Here is a 15726-nt window from a genome sequence, read left to right on the forward strand (position 1 = left end):
ACTTAATTATTTAAGTTGAGCAAAGGAATGACCATGTTTGATTTCAAGACTTCCACCCATAATGACTTTGACGAAGCGTGCCGCAAGTTTGCGCTTACTCATAATATGACTGAGCTGGCTCAGCGCGCAGGGATGAAGGTGCAGACCCTTCGCAACAAGCTGAACCCAGAACAAGTCCATCAGCTAACCGTTCCTGAAGTGCTGCTACTGACCGATTTGACAGAAGACGCAACGCTGATGGATGGGATGCTGGCGCAACTTCACTGCCTGCCATGCGTGCCAGTAAATGAGCACGCCGCTGAAAAGTTTTCTGCTTATGTGCTCAATGCTTCTGCTCAGGTCGGAACCCTTGCTGCCAGTGCTGCTAATCACGCCAGCATTACCACCTCATGCCGTCGCGGAATTGTTGAAGCTGCTAATACCGGCATTCGCTGCATGATGCTGGCGGCTCTCGCTGTTCAGAGTCGCGTTCACTCTAACCCTGCGCTGTCAGGTACTGCTGACGTGTTAAGCGGTATCGGTGCATCAATCGGTATGGTCTGAGATATGGCGTTTTCAGTGGCTCCGCTTCTGAAGCGGCAAAGCCCGTCCCACGCATACGGCCACGGCTGGATTGCGGCAGATAAGGGCAGACGCTGGCACCCGGCAATTTCACAGGCCGAACTGCTGGCAGGTTTAACGGGTAAGAGGAAAGAATCATGGGTTACAAAGCTGAGAGTATCACTGTTCAGATGAACGCGGGGCAGCGTGCAAGTGCGCTTAATCATATCTCTGCGCTTCGTACCATGATGTACGGCGATTGCAGCCACGAACTCAAACGCTTTATCGCAGATATGCGTAATAAGCGCGATCACCAGGCTGAACAAAATGGCCGCGCACTAAGCGCACTATTCTTCCTGGCAAATATCAGCAAAGAACGTCACAGCGTTGATTTCAGTGAACTGACGAGTGACGAATTAACGGCGCTGATTAGCGCGATGAATCACTTAAAGGCAGTCGTGAGTTTATTTCCAAAGAATCTGACGTTACCTAATTAATTAACCCAACGAAATTAAATGGCGTAAACCCGCCGGGCATTTTTTTGCCCGAATTCAGGAGAAAGAGAAATGCGAAATATCCAGACCCGTAATTTTAAAGCAGACGAAGACGCGCTTAATGCCTTGCTGAGCAAGGCCAAAACTGAGCAGCGTTCTGATGATGCGCTGTCCGTTTCTATCCGCCTGGCCGCGCTGGCAATTCATGCCCGCAAACAGGAAATGTCAGCGGCGGAAATCATCGAGCTTCTGGACAAAGAAGCAGAACGCTTTGAGAACCAGGCGAAGGAGCTGCACTGATGGCTGATTCAATGGACATGGTACAGCAGCGCGTACAGGAAGAGCTGGCGCGCAATCTGGCTAACGCTACTCACCGCCCGACAGGGGCGAGTGAGTTTTTCTGCATGTCGTGCGGCGAAGAAATACCGGATAAGCGCCGCCGCGCACTGCCGGGCGTTTCCCTCTGCGTGACCTGCAAAGAAATCAGTGAGCTGAAAAGCGTGCATTACAAAGGGGCGGCATTATGAAAACCATCCTGAAATGGGCCGGCAGCAAGTCCGGCCTGATGCCTGAGCTGATTAAGCACCTGCCTGCAGGTGATCGTCTGGTTGAGCCGTTTGCCGGTTCCTGTGCCGTTATGATGAACACGGATTACCCTGCCTATCTGGTGGCGGATGTTAATCCTGATCTGATTAACCTTTATCGTCAGGTTAAAGAGCATACCCGCCCGTTTATTGTCGTGGCGTTATCGCTCTTTAATCAGAACAAAACGGAAGAGAATTATTATCAGGTCCGCGAAGACTTTAACTTCAACGCGGCACTGCCACTGCTGGAACGTGCTGCGCAATTCCTATACCTGAACCGCCACGGCCACCGTGGCCTTTGCCGCTATAACAAGCGCGGCGAATTCAATAATCCTTACGGCTATTACAAACAGCCATATTTCCCGCTGGCCGAAATCGAGGCTTTTGCCCTGAAGGCACAGCGCGCAACGTTTGAGTGCCAGGGTTACAGCGAAACATTGGGAATGGTCCGTGCCGGTGATGTCGTGTACTGCGATCCGCCGTATCACGGCACGTTCACCGCTTATCACACCGATGGATTCAGCGACGATGATCAGCATTCACTGGCCTGCATCCTGCTGGGTATCTCTGAGCGCAACCCGGTGATCGTTTCAAATAGCGACACCCTGTTTACACGCAGTATCTTCCGTGAATTTGACCTGACAAAAGTCACTGCCGCCCGCTCTATTGGCGTGGCCGCCGGTGAAGGCAAGCGCGCGTCCGAAATCATCGCAGTGCGTCACATGAGTCTGGCGGTGTAATGACTCAGGCTTTCGCATACCCCTGGAACGCCCCTAAAAAGGCAATAAATCCACAGCTGGACCCGGCGGAAGTTGCGCCGGTGTCCGCGCTTTCAAACCTGATCAGTCTTTATGCTGCAGATAACGAGCAGGAGCAGCTGCGCCGTGAGGCAATGAGTGATGAGGTTTGGGACCGCTACTTTTTCAACGAGTCCCGCGATCCTGTCCAGCGCGAAATTGTGCAGGACAGAATTGTCAGTCGGGCAAAGATGGCCCGCGAACAGCAGCAACACAATCCCGATTTGGTTATCGTGGCCGATGTCAGCGCCCAGCCTTCGCACATCAGCAAGCCACTTATGGAGCGCGTTAAGTTTTTCCATAATCTCGGCAGGCCGCAGGCTTATTCCCGTTATCTGCGCGAAACCATCCGCCCCTGCCTTGAAAGGCTGGCCCGCGTGCGCGAAAGCCAGAGTTCAGCCTCCTTCCGGTTTATGGCCGGTCATGACGGGCTGGACGGCCTGCTGGCGTTGCCTGAAATGAACCAGAATCAGGTCAAGCGTTTATCAACGCTGGTCGCTGCGCACATGAGCATGTGTCTGGATAAGGCCAGCGACCATCTGTTCGTCAGTGACGACGTGACGCCGGAGCAGGTCCGCCAGGCATGGGAACTGGTTGCGGCTGAAGCGATGCGTCTGGACGTAATCCCCCCGGCCTTTGAGCACCTGCGTCGCAAAAAGCGCCGACGCAAACCTGTGCCTTATGATCTGATCCCGCCCTCGCTGGCACGTATGCTCTGCGCGGACTGGTGGTATCGCAAGTTATGGCAGCTGCGTTGTGAATGGCGTGAAGAGCAGCTGCGCGCTGTCTGCCTGGTCAATAAAAAAGCATCCCCCTACGTCAGCTTTGAAGCGTTGATCCATAAGCGTGAGCAGCGCAGGAAGTCTCTGGAGTTCTTCCGCTCACATGAGCTGGTCAGCAATGAAGGCGATACGCTGGATATGGAAGATGTGGTGAATGCCAGTAGCAGTAACCCGGCACACCGCCGTAATGAAATGATGGCCTGCGTTAAGGGGCTGGAGCTTATCGCGGAAATGCGCGGCGACTGCGCCGTGTTTTACACCATCACCTGCCCGTCACGTTTCCACGCAACGCTTAACAACGGCAGGCCGAATCCAAAGTGGACCACGGCCACCGTTCGCCAGAGCAGTGATTATCTGGTCGATATGTTTGCCGCCTTCCGCAAGGCCATGCATAAAGCCGGAATGCGCTGGTATGGCGTGCGGGTTGCTGAGCCGCATCATGATGGCACCGTACACTGGCACCTGCTGTGCTTCATGCGTAAAAAGGAGCGCCGTTCAGTCACCGCACTGCTGCGGAAATTTGCCATTCGCGAAAATCGCGAAGAGCTTGGCAACAATACCGGGCCACGCTTTAAAGCTGAACTCATCAACCCGCGCAAAGGTTCACCGACCAGTTATATCGCTAAATACGTCAGTAAAAATATTGATGGCCGTGGCTTGGCTGATGAAATCAGTGCAGAAACAGGTAAATCACTGCGTGACAGCGCAGAGAACGTCGGGGCGTGGGCGTCACTTCATCGCGTTCAGCAGTTCCGCTTCTTTGGCATTCCGGGCCGTCAGGCTTACCGGGAACTGCGCCTGCTTGCCAGTCAGGCGCTGAGAAATCAGAGCGATAAAAAAGCAGGTGCGCCGGTGCTTGAAAACGCGCAGCTCGACGCCGTGCTGGCCGCAGCAGATGTGGGCTGCTTTGCCACCTACATCATGAAACAGGGCGGCGTACTGGTTCCACGTAAACATCACATCGTCAGAACCGCTTACGAGCTTAACGACGAGCCAACCCCTTACGGCGATCACGGCACCCGCATTTATGGCATCTGGTCCCCGTTAGTGGCTGGCCGCATCTGCACGCACGCAACGAAGTGGAAAATGGTTCGTAAGGCCGTTGACGTTCAGGAGGCGACAGCCGACCAGGGCGCTTGCGCCCCTTGGACTCGTGGCAATAACTGTCCCCCTGATGAAAAACTGAACATTTCAGGGGGCAATCCGGTATCTGTTGAACCTATAGAGCCAGTTGAAACGCCTCTGTATGGTCCGGCAGATTTCTACAATATGACCAGAAAGCAGCGCCGGGAACTGCTGGCGCGTCTCCGGGTGGTGAAGCCGCGCCAGAAAAAAAGTTATAAGCAGGAAATTGACGACGATCAGCGGGCGCTTTTGGTAGCGGAGTTACAGGTAAGAGGATTTACAGGTAAGGAAATGGAAATAAATCTGCTTCTGGCCAGTGGCAGTATCAGTTCTGGCGCGGGGATGAGAATTTTTTACCGGAACGGGCGGCTGCAGGAAGACGATAAGTGGCGTCAATGGATCTGAACTAATAAAGCTGGCATAAGCGAAGCCGCTAACGGCAGGTAATAAACGCTTTATCCAATCAAAATAACAGCTTGGAATCGCTGGAAATCGTAGTTTTCATTTTCAGATTAGGACCGATTGAAGGAAAAAACATTTCACATTTCGTAACGCATCTACTACTGTATGGTTATACAGTCTTTAGAGTAAAGGGAGGGATAAATGGACACTCAAGATTTGGCACCGATAAACCGTAAGATGGCTTGCGTTCAGTTCATTGCTGAGGTGTCGCTTATAGCGAATTGCAAGCAATCTGATATGAAACTGGCGATGAGTATCATCGCTGAGTTAGCGCATTCGAGCTGTGAAAAAGTCCCCGACGATGAGATTTTTTACGCTGCGGAATAGCCTGAGTCCACAGCCAGGCATATTGATAACGTTGCTGGCGGCAAAATTTTTTTTGGCGCTGGCAAGGTTGAACAACGAGTACCGCGAGGCGTTAGGCGATGGCCGGAAGCGATTCAAATTTTCAGGTAGTTTACAGGGGCGAAAACCTGACTGATTATGCGCTTGGCGGATTGGTTTTCTTTCAGCGGCCTAAAGAGAACGGCGGCGGTTTCTGGCTTGGCCGGACGTATGATAGGGTTTTCTGGTTTGAGATCTCAGCCCCTGTCTCTCTTTCGCAGGGTCTGCTTTACCTGCAGGCGATGAACAATCCTCTCCAAGTGGACAGGGAATATACGTCACTAGATAACAATCTATCCCTGTTCTGACTCTTTGCGCTTGAGTGCATTTCTATGCTGTATTATTTCTTAACTACAAATGCCTTCAAGTTAGCTTTGCCGCAAAATCATGTCTCATTTATAATCATCAGATGTTATTCTGAATCAAATTTAGTAAGTTGATTTATAAGGATTTTATGAAAGCGATAGATCTCTTCTGTGGCGCAGGCGGCTTAACCGTTGGTCTCAAAATGGCTGGCTTTGATGTAGTTTCGGCTGTTGAAAAGGAGCCTATTGTTTCTGAAACTTACCTAATGAATCATCCTGATGTTTCGCTACTAACTGGTGATATAAGGGAACTAGATCCTCTTGAAATCATGCAAGGTCTGGATTTGCAGCCTGGACAGTTAGATTTGCTTGCAGGATGTCCCCCGTGTCAAGGTTTTTCAAGTCTAAGAACAAGAAATAAAAACCCTTCTGTTAACGATGAAAGGAATGATTTAATTTTTTCGTTTTTGGATTTTGTTAAATGCTTTTTACCGAAAGTAGTGATGTTAGAAAATGTCCCGGCATTAGCCAAAGATTATCGTATAAAGGTTTTTGGAGATGAATTGAAAGCACTCGGCTATTTCATCGACTCAAATTCCGTTGCTATAGAAGACGCTTCTTTCTTTGGAGTCCCCCAAAGAAGAAGACGTATGGTTATGTTAGCCTCAAGATTAGGCAACTTGCCACGAGCAGAAAAAAATGGTGATAAAGTTACAGTTAAAGATGCTATCGGAAGCCTTCCATTGCCGGAATTAAGCGACGATGTATTACATAACATTAAAGAAAATAGAACAGAAAAAGTAAAAAAAATCATAAGCTTAATTCCAAAGGATGGAGGAAGCAGAGCCGATTTGCCGTATGAATATTGGCTTCCTTGCCATAAGAAATATCCTGACGGATTTAGAGACGTCTATGGTCGTATGAAATGGAATGCTGTATCACCCACTATAACAAGTGGATGTACGAATCCATCTAAAGGTAGATTTCTTCATCCTACACAGGATAGAGCAATCACATTAAGAGAAGCTGCTTTACTACAGACGTTTCCATCAGACTATTACTTTCCAATTATTCATGGAAAAGATAAAGCAGCCCTCATGATTGGTAATGCTTTACCACCCGAATTTATAAAACGACATGCTGAAGTAATAAAAAAACATCTCTTTGAATTAGGACAATAAAATATGGATAACTCTCTATTTCTAAGCTTTCACGGACGTATAATTGACCACTTGGGCATTCAAATGTATCAAAGCCCAACAGCAGCTATTGCGGAGATGGTTTCTAATTCATGGGATGCTGATGCTACTGAAGTCAATATTACCTTGCCAACACATGAAGATTTTTCCATTACAATAAAAGATAATGGTATTGGTATGACTCAGGATGAATGCCAGAATAAATTTCTTACTGTTGGATATGACAAACGAAAACATAATGCTAAAATTCTTTCGAGAGATCTTAAACGTCCATTGATGGGCAGGAAAGGTATTGGTAAATTTGCTGGATTTGGTATTGCGTCCGTTATAACTGTTACAACGATCAGTAAAGATACTGGTGAAAAGACTTCATTCGTACTCGATATTGATAAAATACGTGATTCATCTAATGACGATTATATTAGTACTTCGAAGCTTACCATAGATCTTATAGATAGAGTTGAACCTAATGATGAGCTAAAAGCTAATCACGGAACAATAATAAAATTGACGGGGCTAAAAATCCAGCGCTTGATTTCTGCTGATTTTTTTGCAACATCAATGGCACGGCGTTTTTCAGTTAATGCTGCTGCTGCAAATTTCTTTGTGAGTGTAGATGGAAATATTATTCCAACTGAAAACTTCCTAATAAAATCTGAAATGTCTTTCCCTAAAGATTACCGGCCAAATGAAAAACCTGAAGGTCTTACAGAGATAGACCAGGATGGCTGGGGTACTGAAATGATAGGTGAACATAAAATAAAATGGAGGGTTTTCTTCTTAAACGAAACTATCAAAGAAGAAGAACTACAGGGGATTTCTATATTCTCCCATGGAAAGCTTTCTCAAAGGCCTTTCATGTTTAACCTAACGGGCGGATTACCAAGCCAGAATGGCCCGGAATATATGACTGGAGCAGTCATAGCGGACTATCTCGACGAGTTTGAAGTAGATGTCATTTCAACAGAGCGCCAAAGATTAAATTGGGGCCATCATCACTTAGCGACACTGGAGGAGTGGGGTAAATCGCGTATCCGAAATTTGTTAAGAATATGGAAGGACCGCAGAGCGGAGGAAAAAACGAAATTAATCGAAGACAAAGTATCTGACTTCAGCTCAAGAATTGAAAAGCTCGCACCTAGCGAGAAAAAAATCATTATGACTGCATTGAAAAAACTAGCAAGCATCAATCAAATTAATGCAGAGCAGTTTAAAGATTTAGGCAATTCAATACTTACAGCTTGGGAAGGTGGTCGTCTCAAAGAGTTAATTAGACAAGTTGCTGAAGTTCCTGAGATGGATAGCGAAAAACTTCTTTCTATGCTTATAGAAGCCAATACAATTCAGGCACTTCATACGGCTGAATCAGTAAAAGCAAAACTAGATACAATAACTGGTTTAGATTCACGAATCCGAAATCGTGAATTAGAAAATGCTGTTCGAGATTATATTGCTAACAATCCGTGGCTGATTTCGCCAAAATGGGAAACATTCGCAAAAGAAAGAAATGTTTCTGATTTAGCGCTTGAGGCTGCCAGAGATTCAGGATTAGATAAAGACGAAGACTTTAATGGTCGGGTAGATTTAGTTCTTGCAAGTGGCGAACATCTATTGATTTTGGAGTTTATGCGTCCAGGTTTAACCATAGACCTAGACCATCTTGTAAGATTTGAGACTTATGTTGATACTTTTAGAGGTCATTTGGAAAGCTCAACAGGTTCTAGGTTCAATACTGCCACAGGTTATTTAGTTGCAGATAAGATAGCCAAAAAGAACCCAGCATTTTTAAAAAAGGTAAAAAAACTTAAAGAAGATGGCCTTGAAACTCTTACTTGGGGTGATTTGCTTTCTGAAGCAAAACGTCAGTGGCAAGAGTTTTTAGACCATCTCGTTGAGCGCTCTCCCGATGATAAGAGAATCCGAGCGTTGATCGGCCCGGAAGCATTGAAAAGTGCTGATGATGTAAAGCCTACTGACCCGGCTCAGCAAGTGCATTGAGCGCATGAATCCGCATGATCCCTGAAGGATCTTTTACCCTTAGGCCCGCCAGTAATGGCGGGCTTTTGTTTATGTCATGCAGGTGCATGAAAACCACTGCATAAAGCGGGCAGGCGTGGCGGGGCTACGAGCGCGCGCAGAAGCACCCACTCTCTGACAAACTATTGTTGACTTTATTAGACATCAACGTGATATTAAGATTTATCTTAAATCGTGAGGGTTCTAAAAATGAAAACTACATATGGTTACGATTATCAATATCTGCCTAAAGGGAATTCAAGGCCTATTGATGATGGAGATATAGTAAGCTGCTCATCAGAAGAGAACGCGTTGCTTATTCTCCCTAACGTAGGTGATTACGTAAATATCTCTAACGATGATTCCCGCTCTTCTTTCTCTGGAGTTGTCAAAACAAAGCTTTTCAATTACGTTAGGATGAACGATGATCACGTGCATTGCATTATTAATATTGTAGTTGAAGAGTCTGACCTCGACTGGGGTAGTCTTATTAAAGAATAGGGGAAAGCACCTGTTTCTCAGGTGCTTAAATTAATAAACGAATTTATTTAATCTCATATGATAAGCATAAACTCTAAGCTAGACTTCCCAATCATTACTCTTTTGACTGCTGTGCTATTTATAAATGCATATTGTTTTAAAGTCGGCGAAGCCATCTATTTCGGCTACCCCACATACTATATAAACCTTGACCTCACTAGTGTAATAAATATTTCTTTAAAGCTATTAATTTACTTTTTCACTATAATCGGTAGCGTAGTACACTTTTTTGGTAATGATGGGAAACTCAAGGCCGAAAACATTAAATATTTACTTTGGGTAATCATCGCATTTACTGTGCTCTCATATATATACAATATAAGAAGTGGAAAAACAGATCCGGTAATCTATCTTAATGGGGGCGTTTTTGGGATTGCATCTTGGTTCACAGTATATATTTCTTCAGGCATGCTAACTAAAAAAGAAGGTGCTCTTGAAGTAAACTTTTGGGCTTTGACTGGAACAGCTATTGTGATGGCGATATCAAGTTTTTTAGCTGGGGTCAACTATCATAACCAGTTTGCTTCAAGTTTATGGGAAACAGAAGATAAAAAATTAGTCGTAGGGGAATTTAGTGGGTTGTTTATTTTGAAGGAGTGTAAAGATGGTAAGGGCATTTTCTACTTAAAGGAGATAAAAGACAGTAAGTTTGTTGAGGTTATAAACAATGTGGAGCAGGTGTCCAACCCAAGGTGTTACAATATTAAAAAGGGTGCTTAACGCACCCATTTATCTATTAAAGGGTGTACGTTTCAAACCTTATAATCCTCTCGCCCACCCACTCATTCAATTCCTCAAAGCGTCTCTGCAATGGCATAAGTTCATTACGCACAAACACTTTGCTGGCCTTTTCAACGTCTCCAAACCCGCCCGTGTTGCTGGGGATAATCCCCATCAGCTGCGGCGGTACGCGATGCACGGCCAGCATGTCGTCGCGGCTCACGTTCTTGATGTTCAGAAACTCATCCTTCGCCGCCACCTCTGACAGCGGGATAATCTGGATGCCATCCTTTTTCCCGTTCGGGCTGTACATAAACAGGTTGCGGAAGTTGCCAGGGCCCTTTGCGCTTTTCATGGCACCGCGGATATTGTCCACGTCCTGCTGACTCTGCGCCGGGTCGGTCATGTACATGATGAAACCGGCATGACTGCCGTTAAGGTAATACTTACGACGGAACAGGGTGGCGGACTCGTTCAGCAGCGCCGACGGGATAGCCGACAGGTAGCCCGGCAGGCCGTAAATCTCCTGATTGATGTCCGGCTCCATCAGGTGAAACACGCTGTCCTTCGCAAACTCATACGGCTCCGTGTTAATGCCGTAGTGCGCATACCAGTAGGTGTCCAGGTCCAGACCGCGACGGGTGAACTTCGCCAGCGATGGCTCCAGCTTCAGCGCGTTACCGAGGCGGCTGGTCCGCTTCTCCAGGTAGGCATTGCCGAAAATCAGGTAATCAAGCGCAAAGCGGCTGAACGCCTGCTGGCTCAGCAGCCGGTGCGGGATAAAGGTACTCGCCAGAATATTACACTTTACGCTGATGGGTGAGCTGTGATGCACGGCGGCGCGGAACGTGCGCGCCAGCCCGTCTACGCTTACCGGCGGTTCATACCAGCGATCATTGATTACGCACTCCACGTAGTCCAGCAGTTCGCGGCGGTCCAGCACCGGGATCGGGTCGCCAAAGGTAAACGCCTCCGACGCTGCCCCGCTGGTCATGTTTTCCGGCTGCGGCACGGGCTGCGTGCGGGTGCGGTTCCTGCGTTTGCTCATTAATAAATCTCCACAATGTTCTGCGTGTGTGCCGCCTGTCCCTGCAGCGGCTCGTTTGCCAGCGCGTGCATGGTCGCCCAGGCTAAATCGCCGTGGCTGACTTCTTCGCTGCGGCTGGTTTCATAGGTCGGACGGTTGCCGCTGGCCGTGGTGGCCTTGCGGATAGACATAAACGACTGCGCGATGTCGAGGTGGCTGGCGTCAAACTCCAGCCGCCCGCTGGCGATGGTGTCGTAAGCCTTCAGCACCAGGGCGTTCTTCACGTTCGGGTTATAGACAAACTCCTTCACCTGCGGGAAAAATGCTTTGACGTTCTCATACACACCCAGCCCGACACCGGTGGAGTCGATGCCGATATAGGTGACGTTATACTGCTGCGTCAGCGTCCTGATGGCGTCAGCCTGCGCCCGGAAGTCCATCCCGCGCCACTGGTGGCACTCAAGGATGCGGAACTTACCGCCCGGCACGGCGGGTGGTGCCATGACCACACACCCGGCGCTGTCGCCGTTCTGCGTTCCCTTCGCCGGGTCATAGCCGATCCATACCTCTTTCCAGCCGAACGGCCGTAGCGCCAGCGCCTCAAAGTCGGTCCAGACTTCCCAGCTGTCCACCATGCACTTCTGCAGCATGGCCAGCTGGAACACCGACGCCAGATCGTCCATAAAGACGCACATCAGCAGGTTCTGGTAATCCTCCGGGCTGTAGCGCGTGCGCAGCTGCTCCAGGTCAAACAGGTCACAGCCGCCGCGCACCGCATCTTCAACCGTGACAATCTGGCGAAACTGGCCGTCTTCGCAGAGGCGACCGGCGGCCAGTGACTGATGGCTGAGGTCGATATCAACTTTTTCCGCTTTGGTCCGGCCCTTGTTGAACTGCGAACCGGACCAGAACGGATAGGCGCTGTGCGTGAGGCTGGACGGGGTGGAAAAGTAGGTTTCGCGCCACTTCTTGTGCAGCGCCATGCCGGACGCCACTTTCTGCAGTTCCTGAAACTTCGGGATCCAGAAATATTCATCCAGGTACAGATTGCCGTGATAGCTCTGCGCGGTGCGGGCGTTGGTGCCTAAGAAGTACAGACACGCGCCGTTGCTGAGCGTCATCGGATCGCCCTTCAGGTCTACGTCCACCTCGCGGGCAAACTCAATAATGTACTGCTTGAAGACGTGCGCCTGCGCCTTACTGGCTGACAGGAAAATCTGATTGCGGCCGGTGGTCAGCGCATCGATCAGCGCCTCGCGGGCAAAAAAGAAGGTCGCACCAATCTGGCGCGACTTCAGCAGGTTCCGGACCGAATATTTATTTCCGGCTTCCCACCACTGGCGCTGATAGCCGAACATCGAGCCGTGGAAAACCTCCTGCAGCTTCTCAATCTGCTCGTCGCTGAACAGATTCTTTTCAGGTGGCTTACGCGGGCCTTTGTTCCGGTTCTCCACGTTCGGATTGAGGTCCGCTTCATTGCCACCGTTGCTGAATTTACCGATCCGGGCGTGACGCTCTGACTGGCGCGCCAGCAGGTCGATTTCCTTAAAGTCCTTCCCTTCCTTCTGCTCCTTCATGATGAGCTGGCAGTAGCGTGCGGCGGTGGTCAGCTGCATCTGATCCAGCGGGCCATAGTCGCCCCACTTATCGCGTTTTTTCCAGCTGTGAACGGTTGCGGGTTTCTCTCCCAGCATTTCAGCAATGCGGGCGATGCGGTATCCCTGAAAGTACAGCAGTAAAGCCTGCCTTCGGGGATCGAGGTCGTCGGGGGCGGGTGTCATGTTCATGCAGCCAAAATACGGCCCCGCCGCCGCCTTTTCCGCCATCCCGCATTGTGTGGTTTCCCGCACAACGTCCGCGCGTTGTTTCGATACCCCTGCCGCCGCAACCATAGGGCCTCACAGAGTTTTACTGACCGGAGCCTGGACAATGGCAAAGAAAGCAAAGCGTTTTCGTATCGGGGTGGAAGGTGCCACCACGGACGGGCGCACCATCGAGCGCAGCTGGCTTGAACAGATGGCGGCAAATTACAGCCCTGAGCTGTACACCGCCGTGATCAACATGGAGCACATCAAGGGCTATACGCCTGACAGCCCGTTTCGCCGCTTTGGCGTAGTGGAATCGCTGGACGCCGAAGAAATCAGTGACGGCCCGCTGAAAGGCAAGCTGGGGCTATATGCCGTGATTAACCCGACGGATGAGCTGGTCACGCTGACCGGCACCATGCAGAAAATCTTTACCTCTATGGAAATCCGCCCGGAGTTCGCGGACACCGGCGCGGCCTATCTGATTGGCCTGGCCGTGACCGACGATCCGGCCAGCCTCGGCACGGAAATGCTGCAGTTCAGCGCCAGCGCCGGAGCGAACCCGCTGGCAAACCGCAAGCAGCATCCTGACAACGTTTTCTCTGCCGCTGAAGAAACCCTGATCGAGTTTGAGGACGTGGCCGACGTAAAGCCCGCGCTGTTTACCCGCATCAAGGCGATGTTCAGCAAGCACCAGCAGACCGACGCGGCCCGCTTCAGCGACGTGCATCAGGCCGTTGAGCTGATTGCCACGGAGCAGCAGGACCTGAGCGCGCGCATTGAAACGGCGCTGAGCGAACAGGCCGACAGCCTGAAATCACATTTCAGCAGTGCGCTGGGTGAGGAAGTGCTGAAGCGCGAACAGCTGCAGGCGGACTTCACCGAACTGCAGCAGCAGCTGAGCCGGGAAGATGGCCGCCAGCAGGTCCGCCCGCGCACGCAGGGTAACGGCAGCGGCGGCGAAGTGCGCACCGACTGCTGATACAGCGGCGGCAAACCTTTTTAACGAACAGAGAAAGCAAAGCGATGAAAAATACTACCCGTTTTAAGCTGAATGCTTACATGTCGGTGCTGGCAGAAATCAACAAGATTGACCTGTCCGCGCTGAACAGCAAATTCACCATTGAGCCGTCCGTGTCGCAGACGCTGGAAAGCAAAATTCAGGAGTCGTCCGCGTTCCTGCAGGCCATCAACATCATGCCGGTCAGTGAGCAGAGCGGCGACCGGCTGGGGCTGGGGATCGGTACCACCATTGCAGGCACAACCGACACCACCCAGAAAGAGCGCGAGCCGACCGATCCGACCTACATCGACGGCGACGGCTACAAATGCACCCAGACCAACTTTGACACGGCGCTGCCTTATTCAAAGCTGGACATGTGGGCGAAGTTCAGCGATTTCCAGGTGCGCATCCGTGACGCCATCGTGAAGCGTCAGGCGCTGGACCGCATCATGATCGGCTTCAACGGCCTGAAGCGTGAAAAAACCTCCAACCGCGTGCAGAACCCGCTGCTGCAGGATGTGAACATCGGCTGGCTGGAAAAAATCCGCCAGGAAAAACCGGCGCAGGTGCTCGGTCAGCATATCGGTGACGACGGCAAGGTGGTGTCGGACAAAATCACCGTGGGTAAAAACGGCCTGTTCCGTAACCTGGACGCTGTGGTGATGGGTGCGGTATCGGAAAAAATCGGCGTGCAGTATCAGGACGACACCGAACTGGTAGTGATCTGCGGACGCCAGCTGCTGGCTGACAAGTATTTCCCGCTGGTCAATCAGAGCCAGCCCAACACCGAAGCGCTGGCCGCTGATCTGATCATCAGCCAGAAGCGCATCGGCGGCCTGCAGGCCGTGCGCGCGCCGTACTTCCCGGCGAATGCGCTGCTGATCACCCGCCTGGATAACCTGTCCATCTACTGGCAGGAAGAGACGCGCCGCCGCTCCATCATCGACAACCCGAAACGTGACCGCATCGAAAACCTTGAGTCGGTCAACGAGGCTTACGTGGTCGAGGACTACGACTGCACCTGCCTGGTGGAAAACATCGAGCTACTGGAGCAGGAGCCGGAAAAAGAACCGGGCGAAATGAGCGAAACGGAAATTGCACGCATCGCCGCCGTGGCGGCCAGCGTGGTCAAGTCCATGAGCGGCGCGGACAGTTCAGCCGCCAGCGCGGACACCACGCAGACCGGTGATGCCGGTGATGGCAGCAAAGGCGGAGCGTAACCCGTGACCAACCCTTTCCGCGCGCATACGCGCTTTATTCAGGCACAGGAGGCCGCCCGGTCGGGCGGCAGTGGCCGCAGCACAAAGGGCTATGACCTGATGCTGTTGCAACTGAACGAAGACCGCCGCCGCCTCAAGGGCATTCAGTCCAACGTCCGTAAGGCCGAAATCAAGGTGGAGGTGCTGCCAAAGTACGCCGCGTGGGCTGAGGGCGTACTGAGTGCTGACGGCGCACAACAGGACGACGTGCTCATGTACGTGATGCTGTGGCGCGTTGATGCCGGTGATTATGCCGGTGCGCTGGCGATTGGCCGCCACGCACTGAAGCACGGCTGGGCGATGCCGCTGGGACAACGCACCACGGCGACAGTGCTGACTGAAGAAATTGCCGACGCGGCAAAGGCCGCCATTCTGGCAAAGACGCCTTTTGATCCGGCCCTGCTGCTGGAGGCGCTGGAAGTTGTGGACGCGCACGACATGCCCGATCAGTCACGTGCCCGCCTGCACAAGTCCATCGGCTGGGTGCTGACGGAAAGCAGCCCGGCATCCGCGCTGAACCATCTGAAGCGCGCCCTGCAGCTTGACGAAAAATGCGGCGTTAAAAAAGACATTGAGCAGCTGGAGCGGAAAATCCGTAACGCCAGCTGATAACCGGACGTGCCCACGCGCGGGGCGGCACGGGGTGGCGACAGGCAGCGCCGCATCAAAACCCCGTCCACCGCC

General features: G+C 51.0%; 17 protein-coding genes. 15 read left to right on the forward strand and 2 right to left on the reverse strand.

The annotated features are described in order from the left end of the window. The first annotated feature begins 33 nt into the window (after positions 1 to 33). From QSK07_RS07435 to QSK07_RS07490, 12 genes are all read left to right on the forward strand, one after another. A complete protein-coding gene (locus QSK07_RS07435; protein ID WP_285721239.1) occupies positions 34 to 543 on the forward strand; it encodes a phage regulatory CII family protein in 510 nt (169 codons plus the stop codon). Positions 544 to 546: 3 nt separating this feature from the next. Beyond that, positions 547 to 735, forward strand: coding sequence for a phage filamentation protein Fil family protein (locus tag QSK07_RS07440; protein ID WP_134161862.1), 189 nt, complete (start codon positions 547 to 549; stop codon positions 733 to 735). Further along, on the forward strand, positions 699 to 1037 hold the full coding sequence (locus tag QSK07_RS07445; protein ID WP_285721240.1) for a DUF5347 family protein: 339 nt from the start codon (positions 699 to 701) through the stop codon (positions 1035 to 1037). The genes QSK07_RS07440 and QSK07_RS07445 overlap by 37 nt, the downstream gene beginning before the upstream one ends. Positions 1038 to 1106: 69 nt before the next feature. After that, on the forward strand, positions 1107 to 1334 hold the full coding sequence (locus QSK07_RS07450; RefSeq protein WP_285721241.1) for a DUF2732 family protein: 228 nt from the start codon (positions 1107 to 1109) through the stop codon (positions 1332 to 1334). Further along, complete coding sequence (locus tag QSK07_RS07455) at positions 1334 to 1561, forward strand: TraR/DksA family transcriptional regulator (protein WP_285721242.1); 228 nt, start codon at positions 1334 to 1336, stop codon at positions 1559 to 1561. Before QSK07_RS07450 ends, QSK07_RS07455 begins: the two co-directional genes overlap by 1 nt. Then, on the forward strand, positions 1558 to 2358 hold the full coding sequence (locus QSK07_RS07460; protein ID WP_285721243.1) for a DNA adenine methylase: 801 nt from the start codon (positions 1558 to 1560) through the stop codon (positions 2356 to 2358). The genes QSK07_RS07455 and QSK07_RS07460 overlap by 4 nt, the downstream gene beginning before the upstream one ends. Beyond that, the gene (locus QSK07_RS07465) at positions 2358 to 4727 is read left to right on the forward strand and encodes a replication endonuclease (protein ID WP_285721244.1); all 2370 of its coding nucleotides are present in this window, start codon (positions 2358 to 2360) and stop codon (positions 4725 to 4727) included. The genes QSK07_RS07460 and QSK07_RS07465 overlap by 1 nt, the downstream gene beginning before the upstream one ends. 198 nt (positions 4728 to 4925) lie before the next feature. Continuing rightward, positions 4926 to 5111, forward strand: a complete 186-nt coding sequence (locus QSK07_RS07470; RefSeq protein WP_064690404.1) for a hypothetical protein — start codon at positions 4926 to 4928, stop codon at positions 5109 to 5111. 98 nt (positions 5112 to 5209) lie between these two features. Continuing rightward, positions 5210 to 5476: a hypothetical protein gene (locus QSK07_RS07475; RefSeq protein ID WP_285721245.1), complete on the forward strand. Its 267-nt coding sequence runs from the start codon at positions 5210 to 5212 to the stop codon at positions 5474 to 5476. A 146-nt stretch (positions 5477 to 5622) separates the two neighbouring features. Then, a complete protein-coding gene (locus QSK07_RS07480; protein ID WP_285721246.1) occupies positions 5623 to 6654 on the forward strand; it encodes a DNA cytosine methyltransferase in 1032 nt (343 codons plus the stop codon). A 3-nt stretch (positions 6655 to 6657) separates the two neighbouring features. Then, entirely contained in the window at positions 6658 to 8670 is a 2013-nt protein-coding gene (locus QSK07_RS07485) for an ATP-binding protein (RefSeq protein ID WP_285721247.1), read from the forward strand. A gap of 621 nt (positions 8671 to 9291) precedes the next feature. After that, positions 9292 to 9948, forward strand: a complete 657-nt coding sequence (locus QSK07_RS07490; RefSeq protein ID WP_285721248.1) for a hypothetical protein — start codon at positions 9292 to 9294, stop codon at positions 9946 to 9948. 16 nt (positions 9949 to 9964) lie between these two features. Here QSK07_RS07490 and QSK07_RS07495 read toward each other — a convergent pair whose 3' ends face one another. Further along, positions 9965 to 10996, reverse strand: coding sequence for a phage portal protein (locus tag QSK07_RS07495; RefSeq protein ID WP_285721249.1), 1032 nt, complete (start codon positions 10994 to 10996; stop codon positions 9965 to 9967). Next, positions 10996 to 12762 (reverse strand): terminase ATPase subunit family protein, encoded by a 1767-nt coding sequence (locus QSK07_RS07500; RefSeq protein ID WP_285721250.1) that lies wholly within the window; start codon positions 12760 to 12762, stop codon positions 10996 to 10998. Before QSK07_RS07500 ends, QSK07_RS07495 begins: the two co-directional genes overlap by 1 nt. A 142-nt stretch (positions 12763 to 12904) precedes the next feature. On the opposite strand from QSK07_RS07500, the gene QSK07_RS07505 reads away from it, so the two are divergent. Genes QSK07_RS07505 through gpM form a run of 3 tightly spaced genes read left to right on the forward strand, consistent with a single transcriptional unit; the run spans position 12905 to position 15651 of the window. Beyond that, positions 12905 to 13762: a GPO family capsid scaffolding protein gene (locus QSK07_RS07505; RefSeq protein ID WP_285721251.1), complete on the forward strand. Its 858-nt coding sequence runs from the start codon at positions 12905 to 12907 to the stop codon at positions 13760 to 13762. A gap of 44 nt (positions 13763 to 13806) precedes the next feature. Further along, on the forward strand, positions 13807 to 15003 hold the full coding sequence (locus tag QSK07_RS07510; protein WP_285721252.1) for a phage major capsid protein, P2 family: 1197 nt from the start codon (positions 13807 to 13809) through the stop codon (positions 15001 to 15003). 3 nt (positions 15004 to 15006) lie between these two features. After that, positions 15007 to 15651: a phage terminase small subunit gene (gpM, locus tag QSK07_RS07515; protein WP_285721253.1), complete on the forward strand. Its 645-nt coding sequence runs from the start codon at positions 15007 to 15009 to the stop codon at positions 15649 to 15651. Positions 15652 to 15726: the final 75 nt, after the last annotated feature.

The sequence above is a fragment of the Pantoea sp. QMID4 genome (assembly GCF_030270445.1).
Lineage (GTDB): Bacteria > Pseudomonadota > Gammaproteobacteria > Enterobacterales > Enterobacteriaceae > Pantoea > Pantoea vagans.

What these genes read in the sequence shown, in the direction of transcription:
- QSK07_RS07435 (WP_285721239.1), top strand. Translation starts at nt 34, where the DNA reads ATGTTTGATTTCAAGACTTCCACCCATAATGACTTTGACGAAGCGTGC.
- QSK07_RS07440 (WP_134161862.1), top strand. Translation starts at nt 547, where the DNA reads ATGGCGTTTTCAGTGGCTCCGCTTCTGAAGCGGCAAAGCCCGTCCCAC.
- QSK07_RS07445 (WP_285721240.1), top strand. Translation starts at nt 699, where the DNA reads ATGGGTTACAAAGCTGAGAGTATCACTGTTCAGATGAACGCGGGGCAG.
- QSK07_RS07450 (WP_285721241.1), top strand. Translation starts at nt 1,107, where the DNA reads ATGCGAAATATCCAGACCCGTAATTTTAAAGCAGACGAAGACGCGCTT.
- QSK07_RS07455 (WP_285721242.1), top strand. Translation starts at nt 1,334, where the DNA reads ATGGCTGATTCAATGGACATGGTACAGCAGCGCGTACAGGAAGAGCTG.
- QSK07_RS07460 (WP_285721243.1), top strand. Translation starts at nt 1,558, where the DNA reads ATGAAAACCATCCTGAAATGGGCCGGCAGCAAGTCCGGCCTGATGCCT.
- QSK07_RS07465 (WP_285721244.1), top strand. Translation starts at nt 2,358, where the DNA reads ATGACTCAGGCTTTCGCATACCCCTGGAACGCCCCTAAAAAGGCAATA.
- QSK07_RS07470 (WP_064690404.1), top strand. Translation starts at nt 4,926, where the DNA reads ATGGACACTCAAGATTTGGCACCGATAAACCGTAAGATGGCTTGCGTT.
- QSK07_RS07475 (WP_285721245.1), top strand. Translation starts at nt 5,210, where the DNA reads ATGGCCGGAAGCGATTCAAATTTTCAGGTAGTTTACAGGGGCGAAAAC.
- QSK07_RS07480 (WP_285721246.1), top strand. Translation starts at nt 5,623, where the DNA reads ATGAAAGCGATAGATCTCTTCTGTGGCGCAGGCGGCTTAACCGTTGGT.
- QSK07_RS07485 (WP_285721247.1), top strand. Translation starts at nt 6,658, where the DNA reads ATGGATAACTCTCTATTTCTAAGCTTTCACGGACGTATAATTGACCAC.
- QSK07_RS07495 (WP_285721249.1), bottom strand. Translation starts at nt 10,996, where the DNA reads ATGAGCAAACGCAGGAACCGCACCCGCACGCAGCCCGTGCCGCAGCCG.
- QSK07_RS07500 (WP_285721250.1), bottom strand. Translation starts at nt 12,762, where the DNA reads ATGAACATGACACCCGCCCCCGACGACCTCGATCCCCGAAGGCAGGCT.
- QSK07_RS07505 (WP_285721251.1), top strand. Translation starts at nt 12,905, where the DNA reads ATGGCAAAGAAAGCAAAGCGTTTTCGTATCGGGGTGGAAGGTGCCACC.
- QSK07_RS07510 (WP_285721252.1), top strand. Translation starts at nt 13,807, where the DNA reads ATGAAAAATACTACCCGTTTTAAGCTGAATGCTTACATGTCGGTGCTG.